This window comes from Shinella sp. GW821-FHT10F02 (genome assembly GCF_058809275.1).
On record NZ_JBXASL010000008.1, the window covers coordinates 73,737 to 90,387 of the forward strand.

Sequence of the window (16,651 nt, forward strand, 5' to 3'; positions counted from 1 at the left end):
CAGGGTGGGCTGTCCGCGTAATCCGGGTTTCTGGGAACTGAACCGCCGCTTTTTCGCCATCTTGACCACGCGTTTCCACTCCCTATATTGCACTGCAACAAAGGAGCGAAACATGAACGTAGCGCCGAGAAATCCGATCACCGACCTTCGCGCAAGCACCGGCTACACCATTGAGGAGTTGTCGGTGGTTTCAGGCCTCACCGTTGTCGAGATCATGAAAATCGAGAGCGGCGAGTTGGTCGACCCCGCAAAAGTAGCCCGCCTCTTTGCGGCGGCGGGATTAAAGCAAGCTTAGTTGGCGTCTGACATCTACCACAACGCAGCTTGGTTGGACACGTAAGGGGGCTTCTGCCCCCTTTGTTCTGCGCGTTGCAGGCGATTGACTTCGAGCAGCCGCTGCCTGGCGAGCACGATCGCTACGCGCGAATGAAAAATACTCCGACAAGCAGCACCAGCGTAGCCGCCTGCAGAAACCACATTGGCCATTCTGACGACATGACAATTCCTCCTGTAACGGAAGGCGTGTAGAAGGGTTTGGTTCCGCAAGAGCGGCACTGGGCACGCAACGGGGGTAGGGAAAATGTCGGTTCATGAAATCACAGCCAAGATAAACAATAGCAGCATTCTCGGCATGGGGTCGAAGCCCGATTCGAACAGCACGAACCGGCACAACACGCTTTCGGCAACGCACCGGCTGAAAAACTCCTTTGTGCATGCCAAAGCGACGGTGAACCCCACCAGCAACCGGCTTTCCTTCGTCGATGCCGCCAGTTCGATCGATTTTAATTCGAGCTACATCCATTTCCAGGACGACTGGACGACCTGTGGAACCCTCGACGTAAACCGCCGTCTCGTTGCGAGCGGCAACTTCAGCGGCTGCACCTACAAGGTCTTCAATTCCGGATCCGGCGCCTTCACCTGCCTGCATATTGCGCGGCCGTCGGGCAAGGGTGCGGATGCCCTGGTCGGGCTCGCTGACGATTACGCGGCTCAAAAGAAGTGGACGCTGGTGCGCGAGGTCAAGACCGTCGGCCATATCGGCGTCAACGGGTGCAAGGAAATCTTCCTGATTTCCTATCTCTCGCCGAACAGGCAGATTCACACGGTCCGCGTGAACCTCAACAATATGGGCATCATCGTCGACAAGGAATTGTTTGTCGACAAGGTTTGATGGGGCGCGCCGAATCAACGGCTTTGGGCTGGCGAGCGGGGTACCCAGGCCGCCAGCGCGAAGCCCGTCCCTCTAGGTTTGACGATATCGAAAAACTCCACAAAAGCCTGGTTTTTGGCCGTGCGGTCAGTCAGTTCGCGCCTTCATGCGCAATACTGCGCCGATAAGCAGAAGTATGACCAAATTTGTTCTTCCGCGCATGAATAAGGCTTCTTGCAGGAACGTTTCCCATTCCTATGATACCAGCATTCGAGGGGCGGGAGTGCGTCCGACGCAGGCAAAATGCGTGCGGACCGGGGGAAATACTGCCTTCCAGCAGAAATCCAGACATTTTGGTCGAAGGGGCAACACGCATGACCGGCACAGGCAAGACTACAAAGACGATCGTCGCGACGGGATCGCAGTTCATTGATTCCGTCCTCAGCGGAAATGCCTGGGGCGGCACGAACATCACCTATGCATTCCCGACATCCACCAACAACTATTCCTACACGAACGAGACGAGCAACAATTTCGGCTCGGTCTCGCTCATGCAGAAGAATGCGGCCCTCTTCGCCATGGAGAAGAGTTTTGGCGGCACCGCGAATGACGGCTTTTCCGTCGAAGGCTTCACCAACATGAATTTCAGCGCGGGTGGGTCGAGCACGGCGACGCTGCGCTTCGCCCAGTCCGATGCTGCGGACCCGACAGCCTATGCCTATTATCCGGGCGGGTCGGCCGAGGCCGGCGACGTCTGGTTCAGCACGGCCTATGCCGGCACGATCAACGATTACCGCACGCCGCAGGCCGGCAACTATGCCTGGCACACGATGATCCACGAACTCGGCCACGCGCTGGGTCTCAAGCATGCGCATGAAACCGATACGTTCGGCGCCATCCAGCCCGAGTGGAACAGCCCCGAATATACCGTGATGACCTACAACGCCTTCGTCGGCGATTCGGGCGGGCCCTATCAATATGAAGAGTTCGGCGGACCACAGACCTTCATGATGGCCGACATCTACGCGCTCCAGCACATGTATGGCGCGGACTACACGACCAACAAGGGCGCGACCGTCTACAAGTGGAAGCCCGGCAGCGGCGATACGTTCGTCAACGGCAAGGTCGCGATCGATGCAGGCGGCAACCGTATTTTCGCGACGATCTGGGATGGCGGCGGCAACGACACCTACGACCTTACGGCCTACAAGACGGGTGTCGAGATCGACCTGCGCGCCGGCGCCTATTCGATGTTCAGCAAGACCCAGCTTTCGTTCCTCGGCGGCGGGCCGAACGACGGCTATTCCCGCGGCAACATCTTCAACGCGCTGCTCTTCAACGGCGACAAGCGCTCTCTCATCGAGAATGCCAAGGGCGGCTCGGGCAATGACAGCATTCTCGGAAACGAGGCCAAGAACAAGCTGTACGGCAATGGCGGCAACGATACGCTGAACGGCGGAGGCAACACCGACAGGCTCGACGGCGGCGCCGGCAACGACAAGCTGACCGGCGGTTTCGGCGCGGATATCTTCGTGTTCAAGAAGGGTTATGGTCGCGACACCATCACCGACTTCAAGAACAATATCGACGATATCGACCTGCGCTCCTACAATTTCTCCAAGATCAGCCAGGTACTGAGCAAGGCGGACCAGGTCGGCAGCGACGTGCATATCGAGCTCGGCGGCAACGACGTGCTGATCCTCAAGAAGTTCAACATCGACAATCTCGACAAGTCGGACTTCATTCTCTGAAGCCTCTCCCGGCGTGCCCTGGCCCATTCGCGGTCGAGGCACGCCCTCACGCTTGCGCGCCGTCGACGCGAACTGTTGCAAATCCGCACGTTTGACGCCTCTTCGATGGGGATGACGGGAAAGTTCGCATGGTGGCGATTCCCCTTTTGCGCGCGCTGCGCTATGGCGAATCCAGGCTCCCATTTACGGCCACACCAAAGCTCCCAAGGAACTGGCACACATGAACTCCCGCATTGCAATTCTGGCAGGCGTCGCGCTTGCCCTCGCCGGATGCACCACCGCAATCGTCGCGTCCAACCCGCTGCAGGCCCGCTGGAACGGCAAGACCGCCGGCAGCTTCTTCGCGGCCTACGGCCCGCCGATCTCCGACGTGAGCGGCGCGGGCGGCACGACGCTCTACAAGTGGCGCGGCGGCTTCTCCAAGGGCAAGTCCTGCACGGTGGAGCTGACCGTCAACGACGCCTACCGGATCAACAACATCCGCGCCGTCGCCGACCGCGTCGACCCGAAGGGCGGTCCGACCCATTGTGAAAAGGTGCTGGACGCCGCGTCGTAAAAACACGGCGCGCGATCGACATTTTCGAAGGCCGCGCATCCCTGTGCGGCCTTTTCCTTTTTGGAAGGACACCATGGACGAGGACCGCCTCTACCACGACCCGGCGCTTGCCGATTTCTACGATCTGGAAAACGGCTGGGAGCGCGCGCCGGATTTCGACTTCTGCCTAAAACTTGCAGCAGACGCCGCAAGCGTCCTCGACCTCGGTTGCGGCACCGGGGAACTCGTTGTGGCGCTTGCCGGCGGCAAGGCGGTCACCGGCGTCGATCCCGCGCCAGCCATGCTCGCCATCGCGCGGGGCAAGCCGGGTGCTGAGGCTGTCGAATTCGTCGAGGGCGATGCCCGCACGCTGCGCCTCGGGCGCCGTTTCGAGCTCGTGCTGCTGACCGGTCACGCCTTCCAGGTCTTCCTGACGAGAGAAGACCGCCAGGCAGCCCTCGCCACCATCGCCGCCCACCTCGCCCCCGGCGGCCGCTTCATCTTCGACAGCCGCAACCCCGCCTGCCGCGAATGGGAGGAATGGGGGCCGGAGGAATCCATGCGCCTCCTCTACCACCCCCGTTTCGGCCCCGTCGCCGCCTGGAACGACGTCGCCCACGACCCCGCCACCGGCATCGTGACCTACGGCACCCACTACGAAATCCGCACCACCACCCAACGCCTCTCCGCCACCTCCCACATCGCGTTTCCGGAGAAGGCGGAACTGGAGGCGCTGATCGCAGAAGCGGGCTTGCGGGTGGATCGGTGGCTAGGGGATTGGGAGGGAAATGCCTGGCAGCCGGGTGCCAAGGAGCTTGTTCCGCTGGGCGGGCTCATCTAAAGCAAAAGCCCGCCAAACCTCTTCGGCGGGCTTCTTTACTCAATCAATCCAGCAAGTCGGCCGGCACCTTGCCGCCGTTGTCGGCGAGGGCTTTCAGCAGGGCTTTGTGCAGCCAGATGTTCATGCTGGCAGAATCGTTCTTGTCACCGGTGAAGCCGAGTTCGTCGGCGAGTTCCTTGCGCTCCTGGAGACTGGCGTCCATGCCGAGGGCCTTCATCAAGTCCACGATGGAACGGCGCCAGTCGAGCTTCTGGCCATTCTTGGCAACGGCCGCGTCGAGGATCGCTGCGACGTCGACCGGCTGGCTCGGCGTTGCCGCAACCGGCTGGCTTTCCGTAGTCGTCGCCACGACCGCCTCGTTGCTGATCGTCGGCGTCGCGGAAACATCCGCCGTCGCCGGCTTTACGGCATCGGCCGTGATCGTTTCTACCGGCTTTTCTTCCTCTGCCTTGCCGAAGAGCTTTTCCTTGATGGAACTGAAGATACCCATGTGTGACTGACTCCCTGTTGATCTCTACCGGCTCTGACTCGGCGAGACGGAAAATAGAGGCGTTCCTCTTCATTTCAATGAAGGCCATGGCACAGATAAGCGCAAGCAAAACCTGGCTTTCGCCGGCGTTTAAAAACCGCTTGTATTTGTTATGGAAAAGGGCCGTGGCTGGGGCGCCAGGATTCGAACCTGGGAATGCCGGTACCAAAAACCGGTGCCTTACCGCTTGGCGACGCCCCAACATGGCGGGAGCCTGATAGCAAAGGCGGGAGGCGTGGACAATGCTTAACTTCCGCCTGGGGTGATTATTCTCCGTGCGCGGCTCTCGAATTGCGCGGGCTTCAGCCTTGGCAGGCGGGCGTGGCGGGGATAGGGTCCGGGCATTCGACCGTCCTTCCGGCGGCGGCTTGCCCATTTGACCGGGCGCACCAGCCGCGCCGATTCTCACGAGGAGCCGCCATGTCCCAGTTTCGCGCCCGCCCGCCGGCGATGCCGACCGTTCTTCTCGATGATGCGGTGGTGCGGGTCACGCGCTGGGATTTCGAGCCGGGCGCCGATACCGGCCATCATGTGCACGGGCTCGGCTATGTCGTCGTGCCGATGACGGATTGCGATTTTCTCATCGAGGAGGAGACCGGCGAGCGGCGGGTGCACAGCAAGGCGGGCGCGGTTTACCGGCGCGAGGCGGGGGTGGCGCACAATGTCGTCAATGGCGGCGACAAGCCGATGAGCTTTATCGAAATCGAATACAAGTGACAGCCGTGTCCAATTCCGCACAAGACGACAGCCAGGAAGCCCCGCATTTCGACCTGGAGTTCAAGCCGGCGCATGGCGAGGCGGTGCCGGTGGCGCGGCGCGTGCAACGCATCACCGTCAACAATCCCGGCCCCTTCACCTTCCACGGCACGAACAGCTACATCGTCGGCGACCGCTCGGTGGCGGTGATCGATCCCGGGCCGGAGGACGAGGCGCATTTCCAGGCGCTGATGACGGCGCTTGCCGGGCGCGAGGTGACGCATATCGCCGTCAGCCACACCCACCGCGACCACTCGCCGCTGACCCGCCGTCTCAAGGCGGAGACGGGCGCGATCGTCGTGGCGGAGGGACCGCACCGGGCGTCGCGACCGCTGCATGCCGGCGAGATCAATCCCTTCTCCGAAAGCTCGGACATGGATTTCGTGCCGGATATCGCGCTCGGCGACGGCGAGACGGTGGAGGGCGACGGCTGGGCGCTGACGGCGCTGCACACGCCCGGCCACACGGCCAACCACGCGGCCTTCGCGCTCGACGGGCCGGAGGGCATCGTCTTTTCCGCCGACCACGTCATGGCTTGGGCGACGACCATCGTGGCACCGCCGGATGGCGCCATGGCGGACTACATGGCCTCGCTCGACCGGCTGCTTCAGCGCGACGACCGCCTGTACTTCCCCGGCCATGGCGGGCCGGTCACCGAGCCGGCCTCGTTCCTGCGCGGGCTTCGGACCCATCGACGCATGCGCGAGCGGGCGGTGCGCGAGCGGGTGCGCGCCGGCGACCGGCTGATTGCCGACATGGTGAAGGTGATCTACCGCGAGACGGACCCGCGCCTGCATGGCGCCGCCGCCCTTTCGGTGCTGGCGCATCTGGAGGATCTTGTGGGGCGCGGCGAGGTGGTGACCGAAGGGCCGCCCGCGCTAAAGGGGCTCTACTTCCCCGCGCCCGGCCTCTGATCAATCCCCCGCGATGCCGAGCAGTTCGGCGTCGAGCGCCTTCAGGTAACCCTCCACCAGCTCGGCGCCGATGCCGAGATCGTGCGGGCCGTAGCGCGAGGCGGCGCGCATGTCGACCAGCGTCGTCTCCGCCTCTTCGCGCAGCCGGATGACCACATCGAAGCGGAAGCCGAAGAGCGGCGAGCGCCATTCGCCCTGCAACAGCACGTCGCCGGGGCCGCCGATGCGCGGGATGATCGGCGTTTCCAGCGGGCGGGCTTCGGGGATCGGCACGTCGCCGAGCGGTTCCTCGCTCGCGGAGGCCTTGTTGGGGTCGACGACGAGGTCTTCGAGGTCGGCGAGGATGTTGTCGAGCCCGTTCTCGGCGGTGATGGTGATGCCGTAGGCAGTCGCCACCTTGCGCACGCCCTGATAGACGCGGTCGAGCGCGCCGTCGTAGCGCCGGCCGGAGAGGCCGGGATAGGCTTCGAGCTGCACCGTGCGGTCGCGGGCCGTCACGATGCCGACGCGCGGCAGCCAGTCCTGCTCGGCCGAGGGTTCGGAAAGCCAGGGCGGGGCGGCGACGGTATCCGTCGTCACGTCGTAGAGCGCCGGCTTGTAGAAATAGGCGTAGGCGCTGGCGCCGGCCACGCCGAGCGGCAGGAGCGAGAAGAGCAGCGCCGTCAGCGCCGCCTTGCCGCCGCGCGCGCCGACATGCCAGAGGCGCGCCAGGCCCACGGCCGCCAGCAGCACGGCCAGCCCCGCCATCACCGCGGCAAAACCCGCCAGCACGAGGAAATGCGGCGTGGTCAGCGGGCCGAAGCGGTGCGACAACACGGCGGCGATGAACAGCAGGCAGGAAAACAGCGCCATGCGCCGCGCCCAGTGCGCCGCATGCGAAACGGGCCGTTCGTACTGGATCGTGATTGCCATGGCCTCACCGGATGCGCCTGCCGTTTCCTCTCCCTAGCGCAGTGTCGCGGATTTTTCCATCGGCTTGGTGCGGCATCTTGACCGGGGGTTTTGCGGCGCAGCTGCGGAAAATCCTTGCGTGCCGCAAATTCGCCACGCTCGTTAACGACTTTTCACACACGGGGGTTGAGAAGGAGTAAGATCATGTTGCCGATGCAGACGGCTGCCGACACGGCGATTGCCACCACCGCTGGCGAACCCGCCCTCCCCCTGGAGCTTCTGGAACTCGAACTTTCGCTCGATGGTTTTTCCGGCGACGAGGCGGGTTTTGCGGGCGCGGTGCGCGCCGCCGCCGATCAGGTCGGCGGGGATTTCCTGTTCGACCTTCCCGCTTCCGGGCTTGCGGAAGATTGCCGGCGCATCGCCGCACTGCGCGTGCCGCAGGGTGACGACGGCGCGCTTGCCGTGGTGTTCGCGCTGCTCGATGCGGAGGGTGCGGCCATCCGGGTGGAGAACCCCGACGAGAAGACCAAGGACCTGAAGCGTTTCGCGGATGCCTTCGTCGACGTGCTGGAGCGTATCTGAGGTCTTGCGAGCGCGCGCTTACGGGCCTTTTTTGCTTCTGCGCAATTCCGGACGCAAAACCGCTTCGCACTTTTGCTGGAATTGCTCTATCCATGGCGCGTTACAGATCGCCGGAGCCAGCATGTCCAAAGTGGTTATTCGCCTCGCCGCCCTTGCCGCCACCGCCCTCTTCCTTGCCGGCTGCCAGACGGCCGCCGAAGTGCGCGCCAACGACGAGAACAGGTGCCGCTCCTACGGTTTCCGCATGGGCACGGATGCCTTCGCCGAATGCCTCCAGCGCATAGACCTCGACCGCCGCGCGGATTTCCGCGCCGCGCGCATGGAATCGCCGCTGTGGGATCGCCCGACCTACATCTACGTGCGTGGACGCCGCCACTGATTCTCAGCTCTTGCTGCCGTTGAACGCCGCCTGCGCCGCCGCAAGCCTTGCGATCGGCACGCGGAAGGGCGAGCAGGAGACGTAGTCGAGGCCCGCTTCCTCGCAGAAGTGGATCGAGGCCGGATCGCCGCCATGTTCGCCGCAGATGCCGAGCTTCAGGTCGTTGCGGGTGCGCCGGCCACGCTCGGCGGCGATGCGGATCAACTCCCCCACGCCATCGAAATCGAGCTGCACGAACGGGTCCTGCTCGACGATACCCTTCTGGATATAGGTCGACAGGAACGCCGACGCGTCATCGCGCGAGATGCCGAAGGTCGTCTGCGTCAGGTCATTGGTGCCGAAGGAGAAGAACTCTGCCGATTCAGCGATGACATGGGCACGAAGGGCTGCGCGCGGCAGCTCGATCATCGTGCCGACGAGATAGTCGATCGTCACGCCGGTCTCGGCGATCACCGCCTTGGCGACCTCCTCGATGCGGGCCTTGACGTAATCGAGCTCCGCCTTGAGGCCGACGAGCGGCACCATGATTTCCGGCACGACGGCGGCCCCCGTTGTGCGCGCGGCTTCCGCCGCCGCCTCGAAGATGGCGCGGGCCTGCATTTCGGCGATCTCGGGATAGGAAATCGCCAGCCGGCAGCCGCGATGGCCGAGCATCGGGTTGAACTCGTGCAGCGTATCGACGCGGCGGCGCAGCACCGCCTCGTCGATGGCGAGTGCGGCCGCCACTTCGGCGATCTCCTCGTCGCTCTTCGGCAGGAATTCGTGCAGCGGCGGGTCGAGCAGGCGGATCGTCACCGGCAGGCCGTGCATGATCTCGAACAGTTCCACGAAGTCCGAGCGCTGCATGGGCAGGAGCTTTGCGAGCGACGCCCGGCGGCCGGCCTCGTCCTCAGCGAGGATCATCTCGCGCATCACATTGATGCGGCTGCCCTCGAAGAACATGTGCTCGGTGCGGCAAAGGCCGATGCCCTCGGCACCGAAGGAGCGCGCGGCGCGGGCATCCGCCGGCGTCTCGGCGTTGGTGCGCACCTTCATGCGGCGCGTGCGGTCGGCCCATTCCATGATCTGGCCGAAATCGCCTGAGAGTTCCGGCTGGAGCATGGGGATCTCGCCCTTCAGCACCTGGCCGGAGGAGCCGTCGATGGTGATGATGTCGCCCTTGGTGAGCGTCAGCCCCTGGGCGATCAGCAGTTCGTTGCGCAGATCGACGCGCAGCGTGCCCGCGCCGGAGACGCAGGGCGTGCCCATGCCGCGCGCGACGACCGCCGCATGGCTCGTCATGCCGCCGCGCGTCGTCAGGATGCCCTCGGCGGCATGCATGCCGTGGATGTCCTCCGGGCTCGTCTCGATGCGCACGAGGATGACCTTGCGGCCCTCTTCTTCCGCTTGGACGGCATCCTCGGAGGTGAAGACGATGGCGCCGGTCGCGGCCCCCGGCGAGGCGGGAAGCCCCGAGCCGATGACGTCGCGGCGCGCGCGCGGATCGATCGTCGGATGCAGCAGCTGGTCGAGCGAGGCGGGATCGATGCGCGCGACGGCCTCGCCCTCGCTGATCAGCCCTTCCGTCGCCATGTCGACGGCGATCTTCAGCGCCGCCTTGGCGGTGCGCTTGCCCGAGCGGGTCTGGAGCATCCAGAGCGTGCCGCGCTCTATGGTGAATTCGAGGTCCTGCATGTCGCGGTAGTGCCGCTCCAGCCGGTCGCAGATGGCGCGGAACTCGGCAAAGGCCTCCGGCATCAGCTTTTCCAGCGACGGCCGGTCGGAGCCGGACGCGATGCGTGCCTCCTCCGTGATGTTCTGCGGCGTGCGGATGCCGGCGACGACATCCTCGCCCTGCGCATTGACGAGGAACTCGCCGTAGAGCTTGTTTTCGCCCGTCGAGGGATTGCGCGTGAAGGCGACGCCGGTGGCCGAGGAGTTGCCGAGATTGCCGAACACCATGGCCTGGACATTGACGGCGGTGCCCCAGATGGCGGGAATGTTGTGCAGGTGGCGGTAGGTGACCGCGCGGGCATTCATCCAGCTCGCAAAGACCGCGCCGATGGCGCCCCAGAGCTGGACTTCCGGATCCTGCGGAAATTCCTCGCCCAGTTCTTCGCGGATGATGTCCTTGTAGCGGCCGATGACATGCTGCCATTCCACCGCGGACAGCTCGGTGTCCTGCTCGTGGCCGAGGCGGCCCTTCTCGTCCTCCAGGATTTCCTCGAAGACCTCGTGGTCGAGGCCCATGACGACATCGCCATACATCTGGATGAAGCGGCGGTAGCTGTCCCAGGCGAAGCGCGCGTCGCCGGCATCATGGCCGAGCGCCTGCACCGTGCTGTCGTTGAGGCCGAGATTGAGCACCGTATCCATCATGCCGGGCATGGAGGCGCGCGCGCCGGAGCGCACGGAGAGAAGCAGCGGCTTGGCGGTATCGCCGAAGGCGCGGCCGGTGATCGCCTCCATCTGGCGAAGCCCGGCGCGGACCTGATCCTTCAGCTCCGGCGGCAGCATGCGGCCGCTATCGTAATAATGGTTGCAGGCGGAGGTGACGATGGTGAGCCCGGGCGGCACCGGCAGGCCGAGATTGCACATTTCGGCAAGGTTCGCGCCCTTGCCGCCGAGCAGATTGCGATCGCTCGCGCTGCCTTCGGCGCGGCCTCCCCCAAAGGTATAGACCCACTTCTCCATCGACGCCTCCCCAAATGCGTTTTGACAATCTACATGAACAGCATGTCTTTGAAAACGCGGCGTGATGAGTTTTTTGCTGCATTGCATCAAAATTGCGACCGCGATGCAAAATTATAAGGATCAAATATAAAAGCCGTGCCCCTGGCGGGAACACGGCTTGCGATCGGTGCGATCCGACGGCTCAGTTTCCTTCGATGGAAAGCCCCTGGTCGTCGAGCTTTATCTCCACGCCGTCCGGCTTCTTCTCTTCCTGATAGGCATAGTAGGAAAAGCCGGCCACCACGACGATGAGCGCGCCGATGATCATGTAAAGTGCGTTTCTATTCACGTTTGGTCCCCGATTTCACAGATTGCCCACGAATGTTCGCAGGCTCTCATAAACGCACGGGGGCAGCGTTTGTTCCTGAATGTATCAGGAAGCCTCGCGAAGCTGCTCGGCCGTCTGCAAGTCCACCGAGACGAGCTGGGAGACGCCCTGTTCGGCCATGGTGACGCCGAAGAGGCGGTTCATGCGGGCCATGGTGATGGGGTTGTGGGTGATGATGATGAAGCGGGTCTCGGTGGAAGCCGCCATCTCGTCCATCAGGTTGCAGTAGCGTTCCACATTGTGGTCGTCGAGCGGGGCGTCCACCTCGTCCAGCACGCAGATCGGCGCCGGATTGGTGAGGAAGACGGCGAAGATCAGCGCCATGGCGGTCAGCGCCTGCTCGCCGCCGGAGAGCAGCGTCATGGTCTGCGGCTTCTTGCCGGGCGGGCGGGCGAGGATTTCGAGGCCGGCGTCGAGCGGGTCGTCGCTCTCGATCAGTTGCAGCTCCGCCGTGCCGCCGCCGAAGAGGTGGGTGAAGAGGCGCTGGAACTGCACGTTGACCACGTCGAAGGCGGCAAGCAGGCGCTCGCGGCCTTCGCGGTTGAGGCTCTGGATGGCGGAGCGCAGCTTGCGGATCGCCTCGATGATATCTTCGCGCTCGGCGACGAGGGCGTCGAGCTTGTCCGTCAGTTCCTTCTGCTCTTCCTCGGCGCGCAGGTTGACGGCGCCAAGCCGCTCGCGCTCGATCCGCAGGCGGTCGAGCTCCCGTTCGCGCTCGCGCGGGTCCGGCAGCGGCGAGCCGGGCGGGTGGGCGGTGAGCTTGAAGGCTTCATGCGGCGCGCAGGACAGCGCCTCGCGGATGCGCGCCTCGCCCTCGACGCGGCGTTCGCGGGCCGAGACGAGGCGTTCTTCCGCGCGGCCGCGGGTTTCGCGCGATTCGGCGAGCTGCGAGAGCGCGGTGACAGCGACGCGGTCGGCCTCGCGCTGACGGTTTTCCGCGTCCTGAAGCGCGTCGGCGGCCTCGCGGCGGGCGGCTTCGGCATTGGTGAGGCCGGTCAGGAGTTCGCGGCGCTTTTCCTCGATTTCATCCGGCGCCTCGGCGAGGCTCTCCATCTCGTCGCGCGCCTCCGCCTCGCGGTCGCGCAGCGTCGCGATGTGGTTTTCCGCATTGGCGGCGCGGCTTTTCCACGTCTCGCGCTCGGCGGAGATCGCCATCAGGCGGCGACGGCGGTCAGCCATTTCGCGGGCGAGGCCGTCATGGGCTGCGCGGGCTTCGGCGAGGGCGGCGCGGTCGGTTGCGACGTCCATCGTGTGGGTGCGCAGGCGCAATTCAAGATCGCCGAGGTCGGGCGCATCTTCCAGCGCGCCGCGGGTGTCTTCCAGGAATTCCGCGGCCTCTTCCGCCTGCGCCTCGATCTGCGCCCTCGTTTCGGAGAGCACGGCGCGGCGGCGGATGAGATCGCCGGCGGCGCGCTCGGCGGCCTCCAGCGCGTCACGCGCCTCGGCGAGCATGCGGCCGGCATTGCGCTGCGCCTCGCGCGCCGCCTGCTGGCGCTGCGTCTCGGCGCGGATGGTTTCGCCGGCGCGGGTGAGATCGGCTTGCGCATCGGCAAGGGATGCGCGGGCATCTTCCAGTTCGGCTTCGAGTTCGGCGAGGCGGTTCTTTTGTTCCAGGCGCAGGGCGGCAGCACTTGGCGCATCGGCGCCGGTCACATGGCCGTCCCAGCGGAAGACGGCGCCCTCGCGGGTGACGAGGCGCTGGCCGGTGCGCAGGTGCGGCAGGAGGGACAGCGCCTCGTCGACGCTTGCGACGACGCCGATCTGGGCAAGCCGCCGGTGCAGCACTTTCGGCGCACGGACATGGGCGGTCAGCGCGGTGACGCCGCTCGGCAGATGCGGATCGTCCGAGGTATTGCCCGATAGCCGCCAGTGGGCGGGCGCGGAAATGTCCGTCGGCGATTCGAGATCGTCGCCGAGGGCTGCGCCGAGCGCGGTCTCGTAACCGCGATCGACATGCACATCCTCGACGACAGGCGCAAACGAGCCATCGCCGGCACCGGCCTCCAGCATGCGGCGGATGGTGCGGGCTTCCGTCTCGATACCGGCAAGGCGGGCGCGGGCGGTGTCGACCGGGGCGCGCAGCGCAGATTCGGCAAAACGCGCCTCTTCCAGTGCCTCTTCCACGGCGGCGAGCATCTCGCCAGCCGCTTCCAGCGCCTCCTCGGCGGCCTGGACATCGGCGCGGCGTTCTTCCGGATCGGGAAGGGCCGCAATGCGGGCGTCCATCTCCTCAAGCTCGCGGGCCTGCGCTTCGAGCTGCTGGCCGAGCCTTAGGTGGCGTTCCGACAGGTCGCGGATCGCCTTTTCGAGCTGGTTGCGCATAGCGGACGCTTCCGCGCGCTCCGCCGTGACGGCGGCGAGCCCGGCTTCGCTTTCCGCGAGCTTCGCGGCGGCCTCGTCCATGGTTTCGCGGGCGGCCTCGGCGCGTTCGTCCGCCTCGGCGAGGATCTCCCCGATCTCCTCCTCCTCCGCGACCAGCCGCTCCAGCACGGCGGCATTGTCCGCCACCATGCGCTCTTCGCGCACGATATCCTCCGCGAGCTGCGCGAGGCGGCGGGTGAGTTCGTCGCGGCGGCGCAGCAGCCTTGCGGAATCCTCTTCGAGCTGCGCGCGGGCGATCTGCAGGCGTTGCAGCACGGCGGCGAGTTTCGCTTCGTTCTCGCGCAGTTCCGGCAGCTTCAGGCTGGCGACGGCCTGTTCCTTGGCGGCCTGCATCTGCGCATTCGCGCGTTCGGCGACGAGCGAGGTCGCCTGGTTGAGCTGGCTTTCCGCCTCGCCTTCCGCTTCCTTCGCCTGCACCCAGCGAATGTGCAGCAGCATCGCCTCGTGGCGGCGGATATCGGCGGAGAGCGCCTTGAAACGGTTCGCCTGGCGCGACTGGCGCTTCAGGCTCTCGATCTGGCTTTCGAGCTGCGACGTCACGTCATCGAGCCGCTCGAGATTGGTCTCGGCGGCGCGCAGGCGCAGTTCCGCCTCGTGGCGGCGCGAATGCAGGCCGGAAATGCCGGCAGCCTCTTCGAGAAGCTGGCGGCGCGCCTGCGGTTTGGCCTGGATCAGCTCGCCGATGCGGCCCTGGCCGACCATCGAGGGCGAGCGGGCGCCGGTGGAGGCGTCGGCGAAGAGCAGCTGCACATCCTTGGCGCGCGCTTCCTTGCCGTTGATGCGGTAGATCGAACCGTTTTCGCGCTCGATGCGGCGGGTGACCTGGATCTCGTCCTGGTCGTTGAAGGCGGCGGGCGCGGTGCGGTCGGCATTGTCGAGATAGAGGCCGACTTCGGCGGTGTTGCGCGCGGGGCGGTGTCCGGAGCCGGAGAAGATGACGTCGTCCATGCCGGACGCGCGCATGTTCTTGTAGGAATTCTCCCCCATCACCCATCGCAGCGCCTCGACAAGGTTCGACTTGCCGCAACCATTCGGCCCGACGACGCCGGTAAGGCCGCGTTCGATGATGAATTCGGTGGGTTCGACGAAGGACTTGAAGCCGAGCAGGCGGAGTTTGGTGAACCTCATGCGCTCACCCAGCCCATAACGTAAAAAGCGGGCGAGCGGCTTCCGCCGTCGCCCGCTTGAAATCCGGCCGAAGGATCAGAGCATGCTGTCGATGAGGGCCGACATGGAGTCAACCGACATGTCTCCGGAATAACGCTTGCCATTGATGAGGAAGGTCGGTGTCGCCGCGACGCCGAATTCCTTGGCACCGCGCTCACGTACCGAGTTCACATCATCCAGAAGCTTCTGGTTCGTCAAGCAGGCCTGGAAGCTCTCCTGTGTAAAACCGGCGAGTTTCGACATCTGGAGCAGCGCTTCGCGGCCATCCTGCGCCGCAGCCCAGGTTTCCTGCTGTTTCATCAGCATGGAGATCATCGGGAAATACTGCGAGGCATCCGTCAGTTCGGCGGGCGTCGCCGGCTTGCAGCGCGCCAGCATGAAGGCTGCGGCAGCGCGCGGATCGAACGGGAATTCGCGCACGATGAAACGAACCTTGCCGCTATCGACATACTTCGCCTTGATCGCGTCGAAGGTGTTGTTGTGGAAGGCCGCGCAGTGCGGGCAGGTCGTCGACATGTATTCGACGATGGTGACGGGGGCATTCGCCTCGCCGAGCGCCATTTCCGGCAGCGCGCCGGCCTTCAGCACTTCCGCCATGTCCACGTCGCCTTCGGCGGAGGGAACTTCCGCCGTCTTGGTCTCGGTGGCAGGGGTCTGCGCAGTCTCGGTGGTGGTGGTCGTCGTCGTGGTGGTCGGGGTCGTCGCGGTTTCCGTCGTCGTGCCGGTGGACGTTGCCGGTGTCGAGCTTGCGCTCTCCTCGGTCGTCGTCTGGCTGGTTTCGGGAGCCTTTGCGGTCTCCTTCTTCTCGTCGCTGCATGCGACGAGCGTCACGGCGAGCGCGGCAACGGCGACGCCGGAGAAGAGGCGCTTCATCAGGCTCATTTCGGAAAGGGACATGGTCTCTCCTGTCGGAAGGGATATGGAATTCTTTGGTCCATCGACGCAATGGCGGTCGGAAACCGGAATTGCTCTCGGCACTCCCGTTATACCTGCTTTGGGGCGGGAACAAGCGGAGTTAAGGCAAGTAACTTCAAAGAATTGTGACCGTTCGATGGTCTAACGCGACGCTTTAGCGCGCAGTTCGATCTGACTGGATCAGATCGGCGCTCTATCCTTTTTTTGAAGCGCAATCTTATCGATCCTCGTTTCACTCCGGTCGGATTGCGCTTTAGCGCGTCTTCGCGCGGCCGCCGAGCACCGCCGTGCCGAGCCGCTTCAGCGCCGCCTTCAGCGCGTCGCCCTCGATGCCGTCGACGAGGTCGTCGAGATGGCGGGCCGCCTCCCCCGTCAAGGGGCGCGGCTTCGGGCGGCCGCGCGACAGCGGGGTCACCGGTTTCTGCACGATGCGCACCTGGCTGATCGCCGGAAAGCCGAAGAAGCCGTTGATGCGCTGGATGATCTCGCCCTGCTGGTGGCTGAGGAAGAGCGCGCGCGCGCCTTCGCAGGCAATCGTCAGCACGCCCGGCTGGTGGCCACCACCCTCGCCCGTCATCTCGGAGGCGCGGCGCGGCCAGGTGATACGCTCGGGCCGCGTGCAATCGGCAAATTGCGCGCCGGCGATCTCGTCCCAGGAGCCGAGCAGCATGGTGTTGAGGCCGGCGCGCTTGGCGAGCACGGGATCGATAAGCGCATTCGCCACTTCGCTGATCTGGACGATGCCGCGCCGCTGGCCGCTCTTGTAGCCGCTCTGCGGGCTGCGCCAGGGCGCCTTGCTGGTGTTCACGTTGCCTA

At 64.9% G+C, this 16,651-nt stretch carries 16 protein-coding genes and 1 tRNA gene; 9 read left to right on the forward strand and 8 right to left on the reverse strand.

Annotation, left to right across the window (positions count from 1 at the left end):
* The first annotated feature begins 112 nt into the window (after positions 1 to 112).
* The 5 genes from AC1RWL_RS23775 (at position 113) to AC1RWL_RS23795 (ending at position 4,277) form a co-directional block, all read left to right on the forward strand.
* Positions 113 to 295 carry a helix-turn-helix domain-containing protein gene (locus AC1RWL_RS23775; RefSeq protein WP_439631689.1) on the forward strand — a complete coding sequence of 61 codons (183 nt, stop codon included), beginning with the start codon at positions 113 to 115 and terminating at the stop codon, positions 293 to 295.
* 414 nt (positions 296 to 709) lie between these two features.
* A complete protein-coding gene (locus AC1RWL_RS23780; protein WP_493158497.1) occupies positions 710 to 1,171 on the forward strand; it encodes a hypothetical protein in 462 nt (153 codons plus the stop codon).
* Positions 1,172 to 1,524: 353 nt separating this feature from the next.
* Positions 1,525 to 2,901 (forward strand): M10 family metallopeptidase, encoded by a 1,377-nt coding sequence (locus AC1RWL_RS23785; RefSeq protein ID WP_493095682.1) that lies wholly within the window; start codon positions 1,525 to 1,527, stop codon positions 2,899 to 2,901.
* A 220-nt stretch (positions 2,902 to 3,121) separates the two neighbouring features.
* The gene (locus AC1RWL_RS23790; protein WP_256118660.1) at positions 3,122 to 3,457 is read left to right on the forward strand and encodes a hypothetical protein; all 336 of its coding nucleotides are present in this window, start codon (positions 3,122 to 3,124) and stop codon (positions 3,455 to 3,457) included.
* Positions 3,458 to 3,530: 73 nt separating this feature from the next.
* Positions 3,531 to 4,277, forward strand: a complete 747-nt coding sequence (locus AC1RWL_RS23795) for a class I SAM-dependent methyltransferase (protein WP_493095683.1) — start codon at positions 3,531 to 3,533, stop codon at positions 4,275 to 4,277.
* Positions 4,278 to 4,320: 43 nt separating this feature from the next.
* Here AC1RWL_RS23795 and AC1RWL_RS23800 read toward each other — a convergent pair whose 3' ends face one another.
* Positions 4,321 to 4,767, reverse strand: coding sequence for a DUF3597 domain-containing protein (locus AC1RWL_RS23800; RefSeq protein WP_439631697.1), 447 nt, complete (start codon positions 4,765 to 4,767; stop codon positions 4,321 to 4,323).
* 165 nt (positions 4,768 to 4,932) lie between these two features.
* Positions 4,933 to 5,007 (reverse strand) — tRNA-Gln (locus AC1RWL_RS23805).
* 219 nt (positions 5,008 to 5,226) lie between these two features.
* Between AC1RWL_RS23805 and AC1RWL_RS23810 the strand changes: the two genes are divergently transcribed.
* Together AC1RWL_RS23810 and AC1RWL_RS23815 are read left to right on the forward strand one after the other, a co-directional pair.
* Positions 5,227 to 5,523, forward strand: coding sequence for a cupin domain-containing protein (locus AC1RWL_RS23810; RefSeq protein ID WP_439616645.1), 297 nt, complete (start codon positions 5,227 to 5,229; stop codon positions 5,521 to 5,523).
* Between the two features lie 5 nt (positions 5,524 to 5,528).
* Positions 5,529 to 6,476, forward strand: coding sequence for an MBL fold metallo-hydrolase (locus tag AC1RWL_RS23815; RefSeq protein ID WP_493095684.1), 948 nt, complete (start codon positions 5,529 to 5,531; stop codon positions 6,474 to 6,476).
* Here the strand turns inward: AC1RWL_RS23815 and AC1RWL_RS23820 are convergent, their stop codons facing one another.
* The gene (locus AC1RWL_RS23820; protein WP_493095908.1) at positions 6,477 to 7,382 is read right to left on the reverse strand and encodes a DUF1499 domain-containing protein; all 906 of its coding nucleotides are present in this window, start codon (positions 7,380 to 7,382) and stop codon (positions 6,477 to 6,479) included.
* A 189-nt stretch (positions 7,383 to 7,571) separates the two neighbouring features.
* On the opposite strand from AC1RWL_RS23820, the gene AC1RWL_RS23825 reads away from it, so the two are divergent.
* Positions 7,572 to 7,952, forward strand: coding sequence for a hypothetical protein (locus tag AC1RWL_RS23825; RefSeq protein WP_439631705.1), 381 nt, complete (start codon positions 7,572 to 7,574; stop codon positions 7,950 to 7,952).
* Between the two features lie 121 nt (positions 7,953 to 8,073).
* Positions 8,074 to 8,331 (forward strand): hypothetical protein, encoded by a 258-nt coding sequence (locus tag AC1RWL_RS23830; protein ID WP_256118653.1) that lies wholly within the window; start codon positions 8,074 to 8,076, stop codon positions 8,329 to 8,331.
* Positions 8,332 to 8,334: 3 nt separating this feature from the next.
* On the opposite strand, the gene ppdK is transcribed toward AC1RWL_RS23830, so the two are convergent.
* From ppdK to AC1RWL_RS23855, 5 genes are all read right to left on the reverse strand, one after another.
* Entirely contained in the window at positions 8,335 to 11,004 is a 2,670-nt protein-coding gene (gene ppdK, locus AC1RWL_RS23835; protein ID WP_493095685.1) for a pyruvate, phosphate dikinase, read from the reverse strand.
* Positions 11,005 to 11,185: 181 nt separating this feature from the next.
* Positions 11,186 to 11,332, reverse strand: a complete 147-nt coding sequence (locus tag AC1RWL_RS23840) for a hypothetical protein (RefSeq protein WP_256118651.1) — start codon at positions 11,330 to 11,332, stop codon at positions 11,186 to 11,188.
* An 84-nt stretch (positions 11,333 to 11,416) separates the two neighbouring features.
* On the reverse strand, positions 11,417 to 14,881 hold the full coding sequence (gene smc / locus AC1RWL_RS23845) for a chromosome segregation protein SMC (RefSeq protein WP_493095686.1): 3,465 nt from the start codon (positions 14,879 to 14,881) through the stop codon (positions 11,417 to 11,419).
* A 75-nt stretch (positions 14,882 to 14,956) separates the two neighbouring features.
* A complete protein-coding gene (locus tag AC1RWL_RS23850; protein ID WP_492649170.1) occupies positions 14,957 to 15,817 on the reverse strand; it encodes a DsbA family protein in 861 nt (286 codons plus the stop codon).
* Between the two features lie 271 nt (positions 15,818 to 16,088).
* Positions 16,089 to 16,643, reverse strand: a complete 555-nt coding sequence (locus AC1RWL_RS23855; RefSeq protein WP_493095687.1) for a DUF721 domain-containing protein — start codon at positions 16,641 to 16,643, stop codon at positions 16,089 to 16,091.
* Between the last annotated feature and the right edge of the window lie 8 nt (positions 16,644 to 16,651).

Coding starts and splice junctions, on each gene's coding strand:
- ppdK (WP_493095685.1), bottom strand. CDS start 11,004: ATGGAGAAGTGGGTCTATACCTTTGGGGGAGGCCGCGCCGAAGGCAGC.
- smc (WP_493095686.1), bottom strand. CDS start 14,881: ATGAGGTTCACCAAACTCCGCCTGCTCGGCTTCAAGTCCTTCGTCGAA.
- AC1RWL_RS23790 (WP_256118660.1), top strand. CDS start 3,122: ATGAACTCCCGCATTGCAATTCTGGCAGGCGTCGCGCTTGCCCTCGCC.
- AC1RWL_RS23785 (WP_493095682.1), top strand. CDS start 1,525: ATGACCGGCACAGGCAAGACTACAAAGACGATCGTCGCGACGGGATCG.
- AC1RWL_RS23800 (WP_439631697.1), bottom strand. CDS start 4,767: ATGGGTATCTTCAGTTCCATCAAGGAAAAGCTCTTCGGCAAGGCAGAG.
- AC1RWL_RS23810 (WP_439616645.1), top strand. CDS start 5,227: ATGTCCCAGTTTCGCGCCCGCCCGCCGGCGATGCCGACCGTTCTTCTC.
- AC1RWL_RS23775 (WP_439631689.1), top strand. CDS start 113: ATGAACGTAGCGCCGAGAAATCCGATCACCGACCTTCGCGCAAGCACC.
- AC1RWL_RS23850 (WP_492649170.1), bottom strand. CDS start 15,817: ATGTCCCTTTCCGAAATGAGCCTGATGAAGCGCCTCTTCTCCGGCGTC.
- AC1RWL_RS23830 (WP_256118653.1), top strand. CDS start 8,074: ATGTCCAAAGTGGTTATTCGCCTCGCCGCCCTTGCCGCCACCGCCCTC.
- AC1RWL_RS23795 (WP_493095683.1), top strand. CDS start 3,531: ATGGACGAGGACCGCCTCTACCACGACCCGGCGCTTGCCGATTTCTAC.
- AC1RWL_RS23825 (WP_439631705.1), top strand. CDS start 7,572: ATGTTGCCGATGCAGACGGCTGCCGACACGGCGATTGCCACCACCGCT.